Source organism: Kribbella jejuensis (assembly GCF_006715085.1).
GTDB classification, from domain to species: domain Bacteria; phylum Actinomycetota; class Actinomycetes; order Propionibacteriales; family Kribbellaceae; genus Kribbella; species Kribbella jejuensis.
Genome location: NZ_VFMM01000003.1, coordinates 615,966 through 634,757, shown reverse-complemented (window position 1 = coordinate 634,757; position 18,792 = coordinate 615,966). Strand labels below are relative to the sequence as shown.

Genomic DNA, 18,792 nt, shown 5'->3' with positions numbered 1-18,792 from the left:
CTTCGGTTACTTCAGGGTGAAGTTGGCGGTCAGTATCTGGTCCGTTGCCACGGTGAAGGTGTACGACGGCGTTGTCGCCACCACGGTCCCGTTCACGGTCCAGTCCCGGAAAACGCTATCCGATCCGGGCGTCGCCGTCACGGTGACCTGCGCGCCGACCTCGTACGTTCCGGGCTCGGACTCGTTGCCGGCAATCGCGACAGTACCGTTCCCGTTCGGCTGCACCTTGACACTGCGCTGCACCACGTTGATCACCATCACGTTGTGCAACGTCGCCGTACCGCTCAGCGTGGCGCCGTTGTACCGGGCCAGGTTGGTCGCCTCGACCTCACCCTTCACGACCTGCACGGTGTGACCGTCGCTCCCGAGGTTGTCGGTCCCCAGGTTGAACGCGGAGACCTGCCCGTCGTTGACCACCAGCCCGTCGTGGAAGCCGTACGCGAACACGTTCAGTAAGGTCAACCCACGTGCGCCGTCGACGGTGACGATCTTCGCGGTCTTGCGCATGTACTTGTCGATGACGAGCTCGAAGATGTTGCCCTCGTTCATCCAGTACGGCTGCTGGTACCCGACCCGCGTCACCGCGTTGCCGTTCGACAGCACGCCCTCGATCCGGCCGTTGCGTCCGGCCCCGATCGAGATCGCGTGGTCGAAGAACGCGCCGGCGATCTTCCGTACAACGACGTCGTCGCCGCTCAGGTCGATCCCGTTCCACGCGTTCGGGAACCCGGCGTTGATGACGTAGTTCCCGCCGGCGTGCCCGCGGATGGCGTACGGATACGGCACCACACCGTCCGCCGGATTGTTCTCCGGATAGAACACCCGCAGCCCGCGCACTCCGGCCCGGTTCTGCAACGTGACCAGCGCCGTGCCGGTGTTCTTCTCGAGCGCCTGCAGCACCGTCCCGCCGCTCAAACCGCCCTCGTCCCGGTTCGGTACGGCGGACGCGCCACGCAGCTCGACCCTCGCCGGCACGTTCAGATGCGTAATGATCCGGTACCAGCCGGCGGGCAGGTACACGATCCCGCCGCCGTCGCGCCCGGCCCGGTCGAGCACCTTCTGCACGTCGCGCGTCGCATCCGCGGCGGGCAGGTAACCGACTCCGTGCGGCGCGTTCACGACGTACAGCTTCTGGACCGGCTTGGGCAACGGCTTCTGCGTGTACGTCGGTGCGGTACCGGACATGTGGTGGATGATCCCGGTCTGCGCGCCGACGACCTCGGTGCCGGTGATCTTCACGTAGCCGCGCGAGTTGTTCGTGATCCCGCCGTCCACATGTCCGCCCGCCAGTGTCATACCCCAGCGGTCGTCCATCACGTCGACCTTGATACCGGTCCCGGTCCGGCGGATGTCCGGCTGCAGGAAGCTGCCCGTGAATTGTGCGCGCTGACCGGCGACGACATGGATGCCGACCGCGTAGTCGGACACGGCGACCCGGTAGAACTGGTCCCACTCGAGGTCACCGAGCACGAGACCGGTGCCGTGTGCGCGGGTCCAGGTATCGAGCGTGGTCCGGGCCGGCGGGTGGAAGGCGGCAGGCGCCGACGACCAGTACGAGTTGCTGAAGGCAACGTTCTCCCAGGTGCCGACGTCGGCGCCGTTGTAGGCACGGGCGCCCTCGAACAGCGCCGTACCGGTCACGTTGCGGATCGTCGTCGACTCGTGCACCTGCCCCGAACTCGGTGCGTTGCCGTGGTCGTTGGGCATCGTGCTGACGCCGATCCCGCGGTACGAGTTCAGCATCGTGACGTCGGCGACCGTCGACATCATGTAGTTCTCGTTCCCGATCCAGGCGCCGCCGGGGATCTCGAACGTGTAGTTGTACGGCACCGGGTCCGCCGCGTTCTGGTTCGGGTAGTACGTCGTGACGCCGAGGACGCCGGCGCTGCCGCCGATCCGGAACAGGCTCGGCCCGTCGTCGCCTGACGCCAAGTCCGCGATCACGACCGTGCCGCTGCCGAGCTTCGGCCCGTGGTCGCCGCGCAGCGTGCAGAACCCGTGCACCTCGATCGTGTCGGTCACCTTGTACCGCCCGGCCGGCAGCCAGACGGTTCCGCCGCCCGCGTCCTGACAGGCGTAGATCGCCTGCTGGATCGCCTTCGTCGAATCGCGTTTGCCGGTCGGATCCGCGCCGTACGCAGTGGCGTCGAAGTCGGCGACCACGCCGTCCTCGGTCGGATTGCTGATCTGCACGAGCTTCGGCTGCGGCGCGACGACCGGTGCGGCTCTGAGCTGGAGTTCCCTGACGGTGAACGAGTCGGCGCCGGTCATCGCGACCCTGACGTAGCGCGCGCTGACGGTGGCGAACCGGGTACGGCTGACCTGGTCACCACCGGGCGAGCCGATCCGGCCGGCCTCGGTGAACTTCTTCCCGTCGTTCGACACCTGCACGGTGTAGTCGGGGGAGTAGTCCGCGCCCCATTCCACTCGCACGTCGTTCACCGGCCGCGGCTTGCCGAGATCGAGCTGCAGCCAGCTGTTCGGGCCACCGGTCCAGGCCGTGGTGTCGTCCCCGTCGTTGATGTTCGCCGCTCCGGTCCCGCCGCTGGCCGACGCCGTACCCTCGCCGGCGAAGTTCGTGTCGACGACCGAGGCGTTGAACGCGTCCAGCTTCGCCTGCAGGGCCGTCAGCGCTTCCTTGACCTGTACGTCGGTGACGCCCGGCGTGGACGCGACCGCCTGAGCGTTGTCGATCGCTTCCTGCAAGGTCGCGCGGCTGCCGACCGGGTACTGCCCGTCCCGGGTCCCTTCCCGCGCTGCCTTCTCGACCCGGGTGGCCTGCGCGATGAGGTCGACGAGGCCTTCGGTGACGTCGAGGGTGGACGCCACCTTGGCGACCCGGACCGCGGCGACCTTGAGATCGACCGAGCCGTCGCCGTTGTGGATCCGGAAGTCGCTCCCGTTCGAACGGTTCGTCATCACCGCGTCGGGGAGCGCGAACGTGTACGTCTTCCACGTCTTCGAATCGCCGTACCGGACGACCTCGGAGTTCTTGAACTTCTCCGGGATCGTGTCGCCGGGGGAGTCGTAGTGCAGCCCGAACTGGCCGTTGCCCTCGTCGAAGTAGTCGATGCTGACGAGAACCAGGCTGCGGTTGTCGTAAAGGTAGGTGTCAGCGACGTTCATGTAGAAGAAGTTCGTGCCGGGCGACGGAGCGGTGCGGTCGGTCTGCCAGTACGGGCGGCCGTCCTGGACGCCGGTGATCAGGTGCGCCGCGTCGTCACCGGCGCGCGGGCTGATCCCGTTCTGTACGGGCGTCGCGCCGAGCTGCACGGACGCGCCCGCCGTACTGATCCGGAGGCCGGCGATCGTGACGTCGGCGCTCCCGAAGACGCGTACGTCGGCGTCGCCGAGCCGGTTGGTGAACGCGATGTCGGTGAGTGCGAAGACACCGGTCTTCCACTGGCCGGTGTTCGTGAGCTGTACGTCGGTCGCGTCCTGCTGCGGGTTGGTCTTTGCGTCGTACTGCAGGTCGAGCGTGCCGGTGCCGGTGTCGAGATAGGTGACCGTCACCAGGACGTCGTCGGTGCCGATGTCGTCGACGTAGTCGTGATCCACGTCGAACTCCAGGTAGCCAGTACCGGCCGCCTGGTTCGTCTGCCAGTAGCTGCGGCCTTGTTCGGTACCGGTCCGCAGCCCGGCCGGGTCGTCCCCGGCAGCGGGTTTCACTCCGAGCGTGGTCGGAGTCGGCCCGAGATCGGCACCGACCCCACTGGGATACATCGTTGCTGCCTGCGCCGTCGGCACGGCGAGCAGTGCGGTCAGAAGAACGGCGGGCAGGACCCGCGCGAGCAAGCATCTAAACATGCTGGAACCCCCAGGTGGCGGACTGGAAGGACAGGCGAGAGCAGCTGCGCGGATAAGTTAAACCAAGCGTGTTACTAATTCAAGAGTCTGCTCGACCCCGGCTGGTCAACCAGAGGCCGGTGCAGACGGCGGTGGCCAAGGTCACCGCGCCGGCAGCGAGGAAGGCGGTGTTGAGCCCGGCCTCGAACGTCGCGCCGCCGGACTGACGAGTCCGCACGATGGCTCCGAGGAGCGCCACGCCGAGCACCGCGCCGATCTGCCGGGTGGTGCTGCTGATGCCTGACGCAAGGCCACCTTCTTGCGGGCTGACGGCTTGGATGGCAGCTCCCGTCAAAGGGGACATCGTCAGCGCGAAGCCGATACCGACGAGTGCTAGCCGCCACCAGACGTTCCAGTACCCGGTGCCGGCGTGGACCGTACCGAGCGCCAGGAGACCCGGACCGGCCAGCGCCAGGCCGACCGTGACCACGATGCGGAAGCCGTACCGGGCAGCGAGCCTGCCCGCGTACGGGCTGACCATCACCATCGCGAGCGATGTCGGCAACGTCTCGAGACCGGCGTGCAGGATCGAACTGCCCTGGACATAGACGAAGAACTGGGAGAAGAAGAACGACGAGCCCATCAGGGCGAACCCGACCACGACCATGGCCGCGTTGGACACATTGAACAGTCGCTGCCGGAACAGCCGCAGCGGTAGCACCGGAGCGGAACGACGCGCTTCGACGGCGACGAAGGCTGCGAGGAGGATGACGGCCGCCGCGAAGCTGCCCAGGATCAGCGGCGACGTCCACCCGCGGGCACCACCCTCGATCAGTCCGTAGGTCAACGCGCCGACCCCGAGAACGGACAGCAGCGTCCCCGGAACGTCGATCGCCGGCGCGTTCGGATTGCGTGTCTCGTCAAGGCTGCGCAGGCCGGCCAGCAGCAGGACCACGCCAATGGGCAGATTCACCAGGAAGATGGCGGGCCAGCCGAACGCTTCCGCGAGTACGCCACCTGCCACCGGGCCCGCGGCCAGACCGATTCCGCTGAATCCGGCCCACAGTCCGATCGCCTTCATTCGTTCGTGCGGGGCCGGATAGGCAGCGGCGAGCAGAGCCAGTGAGGCGGGGCTCAGCGCCGCGGCCCCGATGCCTTGCAGCGTCCGGCCGGCGATCAGCCAACCGACTGATGATGCGAGGCTGCAGACCAGCGACGCGGCGGTGAACAGCGCAACGCCCGTCAGATAGACCCGCTTGCGGCCGAACCGGTCGGCGAAGACACCGCCGGACAGCAGCAACATGGCGACCAGCAATACGTAGGCGTCGACGATCCATTGCAGCCCTGTCAGCTCGGTGTGCAGTCGGTGCTGCATGTCAGGCAGCGCCGCTCCGACGATCGTGTTGTCGAGCAGGACCATGAACTGGCCCAGGCAGGTCACTGCGAGCAGGACGCCCCGGTTCTGTCGAGTGCTCAGAGCTGCGGGCGATACAACCATCGAGATTCCCCTCGTTCACTTAACGCAGTCGTTGACTGCGTTAGCGACTGTAAGGAGTGGCTGGCGCAAATGCAAGTCGCAGCTGCGTTAAGGTGAGGACATGACCGAGCAGCCGCGCACCCGTCGGCCCGGCGGACGTAGCGCGCGCGTCGCCGCCGACGTACACCAGGCCGTCACGAGCCTGATCAGTGAGCGCGGCTACGGGAACTTCACGGTCGGCGACATCGCCGCTCGCGCGGGCGTGGCTGACAGCAGCATCTACCGCCGGTGGGGCAGCCTGGAAACCCTGCTCGCCGACGTGGCACTCACCCGCCTCAATGCGCAGTCGCCGATGCCCGACACCGGCAGCCTGGCCGGCGACCTGCGCAGCTACGCGGCCCAGGTGGCGCGCGAAATCACCGGACCCGACGGTCTGGCGCTGTTGCACCTGGTCGTCGCCTTGTCCGGCACGGGTGATCAGGGTCTCCAGGCGCGGGACGAGGTCCTGGCCGAGCGCGGTCGGCAACTCCAGTCCATGCTCGATCGTGCCGTTGCCCGTGGCGAGCCGGCACCTGACGCGTTGGCCGTGCTCGACCACGTAATGGCCCCGATGTACATCCGTGTCCTGTTCGGCTTGGGCTCCCTGACCCCGGAGTACGTCGACGGCCTGGTCGACCGACTGCTCCGTCCTGGCCCCGAGGCCTAGCTTTCCCAGAAACAGTGCTGGGACGGCGGCGATCACAGTGAATCCGATGGCCCAGGCGAAGCTGTGTGCGTAGGCGATCCGTGGTGGGTGGCTGGTCAGGTGGTTCTGCAGGACGACTGCCAGCGTCGCCGCGCCGAACGCGCCGCCTAGCTGCTGCATGATTCGGGTGGTGCTGCTCGCATCCGCGATCTGCACCGGCTCGAGTTCGCGGAATGCGCCGACCATCACCGCCAGGTTCGGGGTACGCGCAGCTGACGATAGAGTCGGTCGCGGCGCGGGCCCAGACCGGCAAGCAGGTGCTGTACCGGCGCTGGCGGAACCGGGCGGAGCTGGTGATCGCGGCGATGCGGCACCACACCGGCTCGATCGTCGACAACGTACCGGACACCGGGTCGCTGCGCGGCGACGTGCTCGGGGTGCTGCGGCAGATGGCCGATCGGTTCGTCCAGCTCGGTCCGGACACGATCCACGGGCTGCTGGCCGAGGCGCCGGACCTCGACCCGGAGGTGTTCAGCCGGATGACCGGCGTGATGGCGACGATCGTCAAGCGGGCGGCGGAGCGTGGCGAGATCCCGGCCGGGGACCTTCCGGACGTGGTTCTGCTCGCGCCGACGAACCTGATGCGGCACGAGATCTTCTTCAGCCGTTCGCCAGTACCGTCGTCGACGATCACCGCGCTGGTCGACGACGTGTTCCTGCCGCTGGTCGGCTTCAGCCCGAGGGCTTGAGGTGGCGGGGTACGGCCGTCATCACGCGGCCGAGGTCGTCGGTGAGCGCGGCGACCCGTTCGGCGCGGCCGTCGTCGTCGATGTAGATCATCACCGTGCGGACGTCCGCGTGGCCGGACAGCTCCTGGAGGTCCTCGGCGCTGTGGCCGCGACGCTTCTGATCGGTGATCGCGGTCGCGCGTAGCGAGTGCGGGCCGACGGTCTCCGGGCGGGGGATGCCGGCGGCCTTGGCGAGCCGGCGGAGCAGGCGGGTGACGTCGTGGCGATCGAGTCGGTTGCCGTTGGCATCCGCTATGAGCGGGGCCGGTCCGACGCCGGTCCAGGCGGGCCGCATCGCGCGGTACGCGTCGAGCAGCTCGGCCACCGTGGTCTCGAGCGGGACGCGAATGGTCTTGCCACCCTTGCGCGTGACAACGAGCCAGGTACGCCGGCCCTCGTCGTGACGATCGGCGTCGTCGGCCCCGCAGAGCTCGGAGACGCGCAGCGCACCGGTGTACAGCAGGCCGACGATCAGGGCGTCGCGGACGTCGCTCGCGGCTGCGAGCAGGGCCTCGACCTGGTCGGCGTCCAGTACCCGCGCCGAGGTTGCGCGCCGACCGCGGTGGAACTTCGGTCGGTGATCGTCGTCGGAGATCGGTGACACCACGGGCAGGCCCCAGCCGGCGGCGTACCGGTACAGGCTGGACAGCGTCGAGAGCCGGCGCGAGATGGATGACGCGGCCGCGCCCGCGTCCTGCTGGTAGGTGAGCCACATCGTCACCTCGCCGCGATGCAGGTCCAGGCCGAAGCGGTCACGGCCGAGCTCCCGACGGGCCCAGTCGGCCCACAGCAGCAGGTCGTCGGCGTACCCGATCCGGGTGTCGTGACTCGCTCGCCGGGTGCCGCCTAGCCAGAGCACGACCAGGGCCGTCAGTTCGGGAGTGAGGGCCTCAGCGAGCAGTTCCAGGCGGTCGACCGGGGGTGCCGCTGGATCGGCTGGCGGTCGTCGGCGGCCGAGAGCGCGGCGTACGGCGGCTTCGGTGGTCGGATCGGGCGCCGGCAGCTCGACCACAGTTTCTGAGGGGCGGAATACGAGCGGTGCCGGGAGATTGTCCACAGCAGAGAAACTAGCGCATAACGGGGATTATGCGCTACTTCAGTTCAGTTTCGTTAAGTTCAAAGTCTTTGACGTTAACCTAACTTAAACTGGAACTCTATCGACTTAATTCGGTAGAGTGGCGTCATGACGGAGACGGAGTCCATCGCGCCGCGCCGGCAAGGGCTGTGCGAGTTCCCTGGAGTGACCTGCGCGAACCCGAAGCAGGCAGATCCCGGCGCCCCGGGCCGCCCACCGAAGTACTGCGGGCGCGAAGGTGCGGGCGTCGACGGGAAGCCCGTCGTACACAACAAGGCGAACGCATGGGCCGCGAAGAACCGTCTGGCCAGGCAGCCGGTGCGCCGCGATGGGGACGCGGTCGGATCTGCCGTGCCGGCGGGACCTGGGCCGGTGACGGCAGCTCGGATGACTCTCGAGCAGTTGATGAAGGGCAGCCTGCCGCGCCTGGTGGAGGAACTGGAAGGACACCTCGCGCAGATCGCGGAAGCGGTCCGCACGTACGGCGATGCCGAGGCAGTCGCGGCCGAGGTGGAGCAGCTGCAAGCGGCGTCGCGGGCGGAGCTGGCCGACCTCGAGCGCCAGCGAGGCGAAGAGGAGCATCGCCGCCGGAAAGCTGAGCAGTTGGCGGCCGAGGCCGAGGATGCGCGCGAAGAGGCCGACGAGGCCGCGCAGGAAGCCGTCGCCGCACTCGAGTCGGCTCGTGTTGACCTCGCCGTCGCCGAGGAGGCGGCAGAGCAGGCGCGCCGGGAGGCGGCAGCGGTCCGTGAGAGCGCCGCAGACGAGCTGGAGCAAGCCCGGCAGGAAATCGCCGCGGCCCACGAAGCCTCGGCGACGGAGATCGAGCGGATCCGCGCCGAAGCCGAACAGCGAATCCGCGATGTGCAGGCCGTCGCCGACGACCAGCTCCGCCAGGCCCGCACCGAAGCTGAGGCCGCCCGACTCGCTCAGGCTGCCGCCGAGGCAGAGCGCCAAACCGCCCAGCAAACCAGCGACCAGCTGCGCACCGAGCTACGCGAGGAACGCAACCGCCACCGCGCCGAACTCGAAGCCCTCCGCACCGAACACCGAACCGACCGCGAACAACTCCGCGCCGACCACCAATCCCAACTGGCCGACCTCAGAAAAGCAGCCGAAGACCGCTTCACTGCCCTGACCACCGCCCAACACGCAGCCGAACAAGTAGCCGAAACCCTCCGCCACCAACTCCAAACGGCCACCGCCGCCCCCCACCCCACCAACCCCAAACCCCAAGAACCGGCGACCCCCACCCCCGCCACCTGACCCCGCCACTCGCCACCCACCCACACGAACACCCGGCGCGCGCATCCACTGGAGGCTTCCTTCTGGCTCCACCCGGACCCGTCTGCGGCATTAGCCAGCGATCCCACCCCAAGCCCGAGCCACCAGACGACCCGAGAACGTCCTCCCGCCTACACCCGCCGCCTACACCCGCCGCCCAGCACGCAGCCGAACAAGTAGCCGAACAAGTAGCCGAAACCCTCCGCCACCAACCCCAAACGGCCACCGCCGCCCCCCACCCCACACCCCAAGAAACCGGCAAACCCCACCCCTACCCAACTGACCCAGCCACTCGCGACCCGCCACCCGCCCACGCGAACACCTGGCGCGTGCATCCGCTGGCGGCCTCCTTCTGGCTCCACTCGGACACGGCTGCGGCATTGGCCAGCGATCCCACCCCAAGCCCGAGCCCGAGCCCCCAGGCGAACCGAGAACGTCCTCCGCCTGCCGCGTCCCGCCTCCCGCCTGACACCTCCCGCCTGCCGCGTCCCGCCTCTCACCTCCCGCCTGACACCTCGCGCCTGGTGCCTGGCACCCTGCTGCGTCGCGCCTCGCCCCTGGCACCTTGCCGCCTCCGGCCCGGCACCTTCGGCCCGGCACCTCCCGGCCGGCACCTCCCGGCCCGCCCCGCATCTCTCGCCTCGTGCTTCGCGCCTGGTGCCTGGCACCCTGCTGCGTCGCGCCTCGCCCCTGGCACCTTGCCGCCTCCCGACCCGGCATCCTCGGCATCCCGGTCCGGCATCTCCCGCCTCGCACTCGCCGCACGCCTCGCACCCGCCGCGCGGCACCTGCCCACCTACCTCCAGCACGGCGGACCGGTACGTCTACCTGTCCTGCCCATCACCACGCACGCCGGGAGTGCTGGAGGGGTTCTTGTCAGCGGAAGGCGGGGAGGTTTCGGGTTACCCAGTCGGCGAAGGTGTGTGGTGGGCGGCCGAGGACCGTCTCGACGTCGGGGGAGACGGCCTGCTCGGCGGGTAGTGGTGCGCCGAGTACGTCGAGGGTGGCCTCGACGACTGGTTCCGGCATGAACTTGAGCATGCCGGCGCGAGCCTGGGCGCGGGTCAGTTCGGTGAAGTTGATCGGCGTACCGACCGCTTCCCCGATCACCTCCGCCTGCTGGCGCGGAGAGAGCGCGGCCGGGCCGGTCAGCGTGTAAACGGCGCTCGCGTGCGCGCCGTCACGAAGGGCGGCCGCGGCGACCTCGGCGATGTCCTGCGGGTCGACTACCGGAAGGGCAACGTCCGCGAACGGGGCAGCCATCGCTCGCTGGGTGCGGATCGATTCGGCCCAGGCGTAGGCGTTGCTGGCGAAGCTGCCGGGTCGCAGGACCGTCCACTCCAGCCCGGAGCCGGTGACGGCGTCCTCGTGGATCGAGGGGTGCCGCTTGGTAGTGACGCCTTGGGATGAGAGGAGTACGACGCGGGGGACGGCGGCGTCACGCAGTACGTCGACGACGCCCTGAAGGTTGCCGTGGGCAAGGAAGTCGGGGGAGGTGAGCAGGAAGACGGCCTTCGCGCCGTCGAGTACGGGCCTGAGGGTCTCGGGTTTGGTCAGGTCGGCCTGGTGGCCGGCGCCGCTGCGCGAGACGGGCACGACGTCCTCGCCCGCGGCGGTCAGGGTGTCGACGAGGGGACGGCCTACGTTGCCGGTTGCTCCGGTGATTACGATCATGTGGATGACGCTAATCGCCTGGAGATAGTAGGTACCTAGAGGATAGTATCGGGTTTGTGATCGAGACCACAGCTGCCGCAACTGACGCCGACCCCGTCCAGGCGTGCCCCATCGCGCCCGTCGTCGACCTGGTCTTCTCCCGCTGGACGACGCCGATCCTGTGGACCCTGAACGAGTACGGCCGCCAGCGCTTCGTCGAGCTCCAACGCCGGATCGGCGTCATCACCCCGAAGGTCCTCACCCAACGCCTACGCCAACTGGAACGCGACGGCCTGATCACCCGCGAGTATTTCGCGGAGGTCCCGCCCCGCGTCGAGTACGACATCAGCCCCCTCGGCCGAAGCCTCGCCCCACTCTTCCACTCCCTCGCCGAGTGGTCCCCCAACCTCGCCAAGGTAGAAGCCGCCCGCATCCACTTCGACACCACCCAACCCCCCAACCGCCGCCCATAACCGCGTTCAGCCGCGGGGCCTGAATCGCAGGTCCAGGCGAGCAGACCTCCGGCCCCGCACGCCGCAGCCGCTGGCACCCGGCCATCGTCCGGTACGAGTCGGCGCAGCTGCGCCGACTCGCTGGTCCGCGGCCCCGCAAGCAGACGCCGCTGGGCACTCGACCATCGTCCGTACGATCCGCCAGCTGCCTCCAGTCGCAGGGCGACCCGTACCACTGGCATCCTGCGACGTTCCGTACGCGCCGGCGCAGCTGCACCGAGTCGCGGCCGGCGGGCGCCGCATACCGGAGCGGCCGGCACCGGCGATCGTGCGTACTCGCCGCGACCCGTACTGCGTCCAGTTGCGGGTCCCGGCCCGCACGCAGGTGCCGCTGGTACCCGGCGACGTCCGTCAGGCAGCCGTAGGCCCGTTGCTGCGTCCAGTCCGCCGGCTAGTCGACGGCCGCACGCCTGTGCGGCTGGTACACCGTGAACGTTCTCGCCAGCCGGCGCTTGTAGCTGCACCAGCCGCGGCGTCCCGACCCGTACGTCTGGGCGGTTGGTAGTGGGCGGTCGTCCATGTGCCAGCCGCCGCTAACTTCCGCGCCCACCCGTGGGCTGTTTCGCTCGCGAGACCCTCGGCTGGGCCGGTCTGAGTCCGGGTGATCTCCGCCGCTGGCGGGTTGCTTGCCTGCTGGCCTGTTACAACCCGCCAGTCGTCACACATCGGGCCAGCGGACCGGGCGGGGAGGCGTTGGCGTGGTGAGGAGTTGGGTGAGGAGGGCGAGGTGGGCGGTGGCGTCGGCCTGTGGGTGTGCCAGCCGGTAGTCCAGCTGGCCGTCGATGCGGCTGTTGTCGAGCGGTAGGCGTGGCGGCTGGGGGTGACGGCTGGGGGTGACGGCGGCGGGGTGACGGCGGCGGGGTGACGGCGGCGGGGTGACGGCGGCGGGGTGACGGCGGTGGGGCTGGTTGGGCTAGGCGGGGATTAGTTCGCGGGTGGGGAGGTGGGTGAGGAGGGTGAAGAAGTATTCCGTGGCGTCCGCCAGGGGGAGGAGGCCTGCCTCGTGGGTTTGCCAGCCATACTCGAGGCGGCCGTCGATGAGGTGTTCGTCGAGCGGTTCGGCGTAGCGGCTGAGGGTTACGCGGAGGGGGCCGGTTTGGGGGTGGTGGTCGCCGCAGCCGCATTCGGCGGGGATGGTGATCGAGGTGAGGGCGTCGGGGGAGTACGTGCGCAGGCGCAGGGTGGTGCCGCGGGCGGTGAAGTGCGCGATGGTTGCGTCAGGCAACTGTACGAGCAGCTCGACCGGCACGGCGTACGAACCGGGAAGCAGCCGGAGACCACGGGATGCGAGCAGGTCGGCGAGAGCCGGGAGATTCATGCGGTATTCCTGTGAGTGCTGTGTCGGCGGGCGGGCCACGGAAAGGACAGGGCCTCGTGCGCCGAGAGTCGGCGCGCGTCAGCGACAACAGCAACAACACAGCATCTGCATGCCGACGATCATGACAGTACGACGCGCTTACCGCCAAACACCGTCCGCGATATGGGACGACTGTCCGTGATGTGTCAGCTAGTTGGTGGGCGGTGGGTCAGTCGGCTTTCTTGCCGAACATGATTTCGTCCCAGCTCGGTACGCTTGCTCGCTTGCCGCGGCGGGCCGGCTTCTTCTTCGGCTCGGCTGCGGTATCTTGCGCCGGGACGGTCTCGGCACCGTCGGGCCTGGCCGCCTGAGCGCTTGCGGCGGGGGCTTCGGGGTTTGGTTGAGCGGTCGGCGGCTGCTCGCGCAGCGGCTCCGGGCGGGGGTCGGTCGAGCGTGCCGCCGCGGTCCGTGGGTCGGCCGAACGTGGAGCCTGCTCGGCGCGGGCGGCCGGCGCAGGACGGGGCTCGGCGGGACGGCCCTCGGTCGGGCGCGGCTCCGCCGGTCGGGCCGCGGCCGGACGGGATTCGGTCGGGTGCGGCTCAGTCCGGAGCGGCTCGGTCGAGCGTGAGGGCGCCGGGCGTGGGTCGGCGGGGCGGGGAGGTTCGGCGCGGTGTGCCTCGGCGGGCTGCGGATACCCCGGGCGAGAGTTGGCCGGGCCCGGCCGGGTCGGCTGCGCGTGTTCCGGTCGAGGGTCGGCCGGGCGGGAGTCCGCCGGACGCGCGCGGTCGGGCTGGGCGTGCTCCGGGCGACGGTCGGCCGGGCGCGTGCGGCCCGGGTGCGGGTCCTCCGGGCGGCTGCGGGTGGGCTGTGGGTTCTCCGCGTAAGGGTCGGCGGGGTGGGTGCGGGCCGTGTGGTCTTCCGGGTAGTCGTCGGTGGGGAAGGTGGGGCGTTCTACTGCGCGGACCGACGGGCGGGGTGCGGGGGGCTGGTCGACGGGGACGTCGATGAGGGTTGGTTCTTCGTCGGGGTTGGGAACCGAGTGGACCCGTCGGGGTCCGCGTTCGGCATCGCGTCGGGGAGCGTCGGAAACCGGGTGGTTTCGGCGGCGGAGGGCGATGGTGTCCTCGAAGCCGGCCTCGTAGCTGTCGGCGCCGTGATCCGGCGCGATCAGCGGATCGATGTCCGCGACCGCGGCGAGCCGCCGCTCGCCGGGCTGCGGCTGGACCGGCGTCGGCAGCACCTGCGCCTGCTCACCCACCAGCCAGCGCGCTTCGTCGTCGTCAGGTACGGCGTACCGCCCGGGGGCGTCGTACGCGAACATCGCGACCTTCTCGTCCTTCTTCTCCGCCGCGGGATCGTCGTTGTCCTCGGACTCGACGAAGTACGACACGCGAACCGCCCAGCGACCGTCCTCGCGCCGCCACGCGTCCCAGTCGGCCGAGGCCGGGTCGACCTGCCGCAGCCGCAGCCGGTCGGTCACCCACGCGCCGAGGTTGCGTGTCGGAGCGTCGCCACCACCACGGCGGCGGACGGAGGCCCGCTGCGCGAGGCTGGCGATATGGTCCCGTTCGGCCAGTACCGGGCCGGCGAACGCCATCACGCGTTCCATCGGCATCTGGGCGACCGCCGCGACCGCCTCGGGACTTTCGCCGGCGCGGATACGAGCCTGGATGTCTCGTGGGCGCAGCGCGCTCTCCATTTGAATCTCCAGCTGGCCGAGTCGGGCACGGTCGCCGCGGAGGGCCGCACGCAACCGGTCGTCGACCGGAACGGCGAACTCCTCACCCGTCTCTGCCACGGCCAGGATGAGTTGTGTCCCGTCCTGGCTCAGACCGACGAGCCTCGCCTCGCGCATTGACCTTGTTCTCCTGTGCGGTTCTAGACAGTCTCTCCCGGACGCTGGGCCTGACCAAGACCGGCGCGCCGTGCCGCGCGGTCATTGTGGAGGTTACGTCACGAAAACACATCTTGCCTGGTCACCAGGGTCCTCCTGGTCACACCAGTCACACTAGTCACAACACGGCGTGACTGCTGACGACTCGTCAGCTTCCGAAGGCGGAACGCACCGCAAGTGCACGCTTCACGTCGTCCACACTGTCGGCCACCGATCGACGGATGCCGGCCGCGACCGACTCGTCCGCGATCAGGTCGGTGCCGCGGTCGACGACGTGCTGCGTGACGGCGTACCGCGGGAACGCGAGCTTGGCGCTGCTGGCGACCACCCAGCCGGAGCGGAGCTTCTCGGTTCCGGCGATCTCGGCGAAGTACCGGTCGACGTACGGATCGGTCAGCTCGGTCTGGGTCGGGTGCCAGAACCCTTCGCAGGCGGCGTACAGCTCGTAGTTCGCGATGTCGGCGTCGGTGGTGATCTGCGCCCAGGCCCGGTCCTTCGCCTCGGCGGTCGGCAGCGCGGCCCGGCAACGGGTCGCGTGCACGATGCCCTCGGAGGAGGAGTCGCGCTCGAGCTCGGCGTCGATGTCGGCCGCACCGATCGCGCCGAGCCGCGCGAGCTGCAGCGTGACGATCCAGCGCAGGTCCGCGTCCATCGTGACGCCGTCCGGTACGCCGTTGCCGGCGAGCCAGCCCTTCAGCCGGTCCGCATCGTCGGAGAACCGGGCGAACCCGCGCGCGACGGACAGTTGCACGCTGCTCCCGACCTCGACGGTCTCCAGCCGCGCGGCCAGTACGTCGGCCAGCTGCCCGCGGTACGGCTCGTACGGCAGGTAGACGCCGAGCAGCGTGGAGGCCGACCAGTTCAGCAGCGTCCCGACCGCGATGTCGCTGGTCTCGGTCGGCAGCATCCCGAGCACGACGTCGAACCCGACCTTCGGGTCGAGCTCGGCGTCGGCGACCGCGTCCCGGACGCTGTTCAGTACGACGGCCCGCGTCACGCCGTCGGTGATCTTCGGGAGCAGCCCGGCCAGGTTCGCGAGGCTGTCCGCGTCGAGCCGGATCTTCGCCCAGCTGTCGTCGCCGGCGTCCGGGATCACCACCGCGAGCGACGGGTCGAGGTCGACGGACACCTCGTCGGCGTCGACCAGTACGTCGACAGCGGTCCGCGTGCCGTCGGCGTCGTACCCGGCGACGGTCAGCTTGTGCGGTCGTGATGCCGGGTACTCCGCGGGCGCCTTGCGCTGCAACTTGATCCCGCCGTCGGTCCGTACGACGGTCAGCGTGTCGACCCCCGGGGTCCGCAGCCACGCCTGCGCCCAGTCGTCCAGCCCGACCGCGCCGGCCTCGGTCCACTTCGCGAGCAGGTCGGCGAAGGTGGCGTTGCCGAACTCGTTCGCGGCGATGTGCGCGTTCACGCCGGCCAGGAAGACGTCGTCACCGAGGTACGCCGCGAGCTGCTTGAGCGCGGCGGCGCCCTTCGCGTACGAGATGCCGTCGAAGTCGTCGAGCGAGGCGAGCGCGTCCTTCACGGCGTCCGCCGCGACCGGGTGGGTCGAGGACCGCTGGTCGGCCTGTAGGCCCCACCACTTGCGGATGTAGGCGAAGTCGATCCAGTTGTCGGTGTACCGGGTGGCGGCGGTGGAGACGCGGTGCGCCATGTACTCGGCGAACGACTCGTTCAGCCAGAGGTCGTTCCACCACTTCATCGTCACGGTGTCGCCGAACCACTGGTGCGCCATCTCGTGCACGATCGTCCGGGCCCGCTGGCTGCGCTCGCCGTCGGTCACCGCGGAACGGAACACCATCTGGTCGCGGAACGTCACGCAGCCCGGGTTCTCCATCGCGCCCGCGTTGAACTCCGGCACGAACGCCTGGTGGTACTCGCCGAACGGGTAGCGGTAGCCGAACATCCGGTGGTATTCGTCGAAGGACTGCTTGGTGACCTCGAAGATGTCCGCGGCCTCGCGGTCGAGCGCGTCCTTGAGCGACTGCCGGGACACGACGCTGAGGTTGATGCCGTCGTGAGAGTCGGTGCGCTGGTGGTACGGGCCCGCGACCACGGTGACGAAGTACGTCGAGAGCGGCTTCGTCTCGGCCAGCTCCCAGCGGCCGGGGGAGACCTGCGTCGCGGCGCCGTTGCCGAGCACGATCCAGTCCCGCGGCGCGGTGACCTTGAACCGGTACGGCGCCTTCAGATCGGGCTGGTCGAAGCAGGCGAAGATCCGCGGGCCGGCGTCCAGGAACGACATCGCGTACGTGTAGGCGAGACCGTCGGCGGCGTCGACCGCGCGGTGCAGGCCCTCACCGTCGTTCGAGTACGCCATGGTGGCGACCACGACGAGCTCGTTGTCGGCCTGCAGGGCGGTGAGTTCGAGGCGGCCGTCGTTCAGGCCGGCGACGTCGACCGCTTCGCCGTTCAGCGTGACGGAGGTGAGCGCGTCAGGCTTCACGTCCACCCAGCTGGTGGGTTCGGTGGCGGTGAACCGGATCGTGGTGGTGGACCCGAACGTCGACTCGCCCTGGGTGAGGTCGAGATCGACGTCGTACGACTGGACGGAAAGCGCGGCGGCCCGAGTGCGAGCGCCGTCGACGGTGAGACTCGGCATGAGGGCCACTGTATGCCGTGACTAGGCTGATCACATGGCCACTATGGGGTACCGTCAATTGGGCGACTCGGGCTTGACCGTGAGCGTTGTCGGGCTGGGGTGCAACAACTTCGGGCGGCGCCTCGACGCCGGCCGCACCGACGCGGTGGTGAACGCCGCGATCGACGCCGGGATCACGCTGTTCGACACCGCGGACATCTACCGCGGCGAGCACGGCTTCAGCGAGGAACTGCTCGGCAAGGCGCTCGGATCGCGCCGCGACGAGGTCGTGATCGCGACCAAGTTCGGCGGCGACATGGGCGGCGTGAACGGCCCGGACTGGGGCGTCCGCGGCTCCCGGCGGTACATCCGCAAGGCCGTCGAGTCCAGCCTGCAGCGGCTCGGCACCGACTGGATCGACCTCTACCAGCTGCACTTCCCGGATCCGGTGACGCCGATCGAGGAGACCCTCTCAGCGCTCTCCGAGTTGGTTGCCGAGGGCAAGGTGCGGTACATCGGCAGTTCGCAGTTCGCCGCCTGGCAGGTGGTCGACGCGGACTGGACGTCTCGGTCCAACGGCCTCGAGCACTTCATCAGCGCCCAGAACCAGTACTCGCTGCTCGACCGCGACGTCGAGGACGAACTGGTGCCGGCCTGCGAACACCTCGGGATCGGCATCCTGCCGTTCTTCCCGCTCGCGTCCGGTCTGCTGTCGGGCAAGTACAAGCGCGGTACGACGGCACCCGAGGGCAGCCGGCTCGCGACCCAGCCGGAGCGGCTCGCGCAGGCCGACTTCGACAAGATCGAGGCGCTGGAGACGTTCGCCGCGGAGCGGGACCTGACGATGATCGACGTCGCGATCGGTGGCCTGGCCGCGCAGCCCGCGGTCGCGTCGGTGATCGCGGGCGCGACGAGTCCGGAGCAGATCGCCCAGAACGTCGCTGCCGGCACCTGGGACCCGACCGCCGCCGACCTCGCCATCCTGGACGAGCTGACGTGACGCTGATCCTGCTACCGCCTTCGGAAGGCAAGACCGGGCGGTCGCGCGGCCGGGCCGTGGACCTGGAGACGCTGTCGTTCCCGGAGCTGAACCCGGTGCGCGAGCAGGTCCTCGAGACGCTCGCGAAGGTGTCCGCGTCGGCCGACGCGCACGATGTACTAGAGGTCGGCGCGTCGCTGCAGCACGAGGTCGAGCGCAACACCCGCTGGCGGACCGAGCCGTCGGTCCCGGTCTCCGAGTTGTACTCCGGTGTCCTGTACGACGCCCTCGACTACGCCACGCTCTCGGCCGGATCGAAGCGCCGCGCCGCGAACCGGTTGCTGGTCATCTCCGCCGCGTGGGGCGCGCTCCGCCCGGCCGACCGCGTCCCGCCGTACCGGCTCTCGATGAGTACGACGCTGCCGGGCCACGGACCGCTGGCGTCGGTGTGGCGCGATCCGCTCACCACCGCACTCAAGGACATCGACGGCGTGATCGTGGACTGCCGTTCGTCGACGTACGTCGCGGCGTGGCGCCCGAGCGGTCCGCAGGCGGACAAGTGGGTGTCGGTGAACGTGGTCCGCGAGCGGAACGGCGTACGCACCGTCGTCTCACACAACGCCAAGCACACCCGAGGCCTGGTCGCACGCCACCTGCTCGAGTCGGGCAAGGACCCCGGCACCCCGAAGTCCCTGCACAAGCTGGTAAGCGACCGCTGGAACACCGACCTCGACCGCACAACCTCAGGCTGGACCCTCACCGTCGTAGAACACGACTGACG

The 18,792-nt window shown here is 69.4% G+C and carries 14 protein-coding genes; 6 read left to right on the top strand and 8 right to left on the bottom strand.

Features of this window, described 5'->3' with window-relative positions; translation table 11 throughout:
* Positions 1 to 6: 6 nt before the first annotated feature.
* Together FB475_RS30705 and FB475_RS30700 are read right to left on the bottom strand one after the other, a co-directional pair.
* The gene (locus tag FB475_RS30705; protein WP_141860858.1) at positions 7 to 3,807 is read right to left on the bottom strand and encodes a discoidin domain-containing protein; all 3,801 of its coding nucleotides are present in this window, start codon (positions 3,805 to 3,807) and stop codon (positions 7 to 9) included.
* A 79-nt stretch (positions 3,808 to 3,886) separates the two neighbouring features.
* On the bottom strand, positions 3,887 to 5,284 hold the full coding sequence (locus tag FB475_RS30700; RefSeq protein WP_141860856.1) for an MFS transporter: 1,398 nt from the start codon (positions 5,282 to 5,284) through the stop codon (positions 3,887 to 3,889).
* 100 nt (positions 5,285 to 5,384) lie between these two features.
* Between FB475_RS30700 and FB475_RS30695 the strand changes: the two genes are divergently transcribed.
* Together FB475_RS30695 and FB475_RS30690 are read left to right on the top strand one after the other, a co-directional pair.
* Complete coding sequence (locus FB475_RS30695) at positions 5,385 to 5,969, top strand: TetR/AcrR family transcriptional regulator (protein WP_141860855.1); 585 nt, start codon at positions 5,385 to 5,387, stop codon at positions 5,967 to 5,969.
* Positions 5,970 to 6,181: 212 nt separating this feature from the next.
* A complete protein-coding gene (locus tag FB475_RS30690) occupies positions 6,182 to 6,697 on the top strand; it encodes a TetR/AcrR family transcriptional regulator (RefSeq protein WP_141860853.1) in 516 nt (171 codons plus the stop codon).
* Here the strand turns inward: FB475_RS30690 and FB475_RS30685 are convergent.
* On the bottom strand, positions 6,681 to 7,793 hold the full coding sequence (locus FB475_RS30685) for a tyrosine-type recombinase/integrase (protein ID WP_141860851.1): 1,113 nt from the start codon (positions 7,791 to 7,793) through the stop codon (positions 6,681 to 6,683). The genes FB475_RS30690 and FB475_RS30685 overlap by 17 nt on opposite strands.
* Before the next feature lie 126 nt (positions 7,794 to 7,919).
* Between FB475_RS30685 and FB475_RS30680 the strand changes: the two genes are divergently transcribed.
* Entirely contained in the window at positions 7,920 to 9,074 is a 1,155-nt protein-coding gene (locus FB475_RS30680) for a coiled-coil domain-containing protein (RefSeq protein WP_141860849.1), read from the top strand.
* Positions 9,075 to 9,968: 894 nt separating this feature from the next.
* Here the strand turns inward: FB475_RS30680 and FB475_RS30675 are convergent.
* Positions 9,969 to 10,766 (bottom strand): NAD(P)H-binding protein, encoded by a 798-nt coding sequence (locus tag FB475_RS30675; RefSeq protein ID WP_141860847.1) that lies wholly within the window; start codon positions 10,764 to 10,766, stop codon positions 9,969 to 9,971.
* Between the two features lie 56 nt (positions 10,767 to 10,822).
* Between FB475_RS30675 and FB475_RS30670 the strand changes: the two genes are divergently transcribed.
* Positions 10,823 to 11,218, top strand: coding sequence for a winged helix-turn-helix transcriptional regulator (locus FB475_RS30670; protein WP_238332539.1), 396 nt, complete (start codon positions 10,823 to 10,825; stop codon positions 11,216 to 11,218).
* A 430-nt stretch (positions 11,219 to 11,648) separates the two neighbouring features.
* Here the strand turns inward: FB475_RS30670 and FB475_RS37005 are convergent, their stop codons facing one another.
* The 4 genes from FB475_RS37005 to pepN all read right to left on the bottom strand — a co-directional run bounded on the left by FB475_RS37005 (position 11,649) and on the right by pepN (position 17,053).
* Positions 11,649 to 11,807 carry a hypothetical protein gene (locus tag FB475_RS37005; protein ID WP_185759506.1) on the bottom strand — a complete coding sequence of 53 codons (159 nt, stop codon included), beginning with the start codon at positions 11,805 to 11,807 and terminating at the stop codon, positions 11,649 to 11,651.
* 363 nt (positions 11,808 to 12,170) lie between these two features.
* Positions 12,171 to 12,575 carry a hypothetical protein gene (locus tag FB475_RS30665; RefSeq protein WP_141860845.1) on the bottom strand — a complete coding sequence of 135 codons (405 nt, stop codon included), beginning with the start codon at positions 12,573 to 12,575 and terminating at the stop codon, positions 12,171 to 12,173.
* A 208-nt stretch (positions 12,576 to 12,783) separates the two neighbouring features.
* Complete coding sequence (gene sepH, locus FB475_RS30660) at positions 12,784 to 14,409, bottom strand: septation protein SepH (protein ID WP_141860843.1); 1,626 nt, start codon at positions 14,407 to 14,409, stop codon at positions 12,784 to 12,786.
* Positions 14,410 to 14,596: 187 nt separating this feature from the next.
* Complete coding sequence (pepN, locus tag FB475_RS30655; protein ID WP_141860841.1) at positions 14,597 to 17,053, bottom strand: aminopeptidase N; 2,457 nt, start codon at positions 17,051 to 17,053, stop codon at positions 14,597 to 14,599.
* Positions 17,054 to 17,087: 34 nt separating this feature from the next.
* Between pepN and FB475_RS30650 the strand changes: the two genes are divergently transcribed.
* Together FB475_RS30650 and FB475_RS30645 are read left to right on the top strand one after the other, a co-directional pair.
* Complete coding sequence (locus FB475_RS30650; RefSeq protein WP_202878614.1) at positions 17,088 to 18,032, top strand: aldo/keto reductase; 945 nt, start codon at positions 17,088 to 17,090, stop codon at positions 18,030 to 18,032.
* Positions 18,029 to 18,790: a YaaA family protein gene (locus FB475_RS30645; protein WP_141860839.1), complete on the top strand. Its 762-nt coding sequence runs from the start codon at positions 18,029 to 18,031 to the stop codon at positions 18,788 to 18,790. Before FB475_RS30650 ends, FB475_RS30645 begins: the two co-directional genes overlap by 4 nt.
* The last annotated feature ends 2 nt before the right edge of the window (positions 18,791 to 18,792 follow it).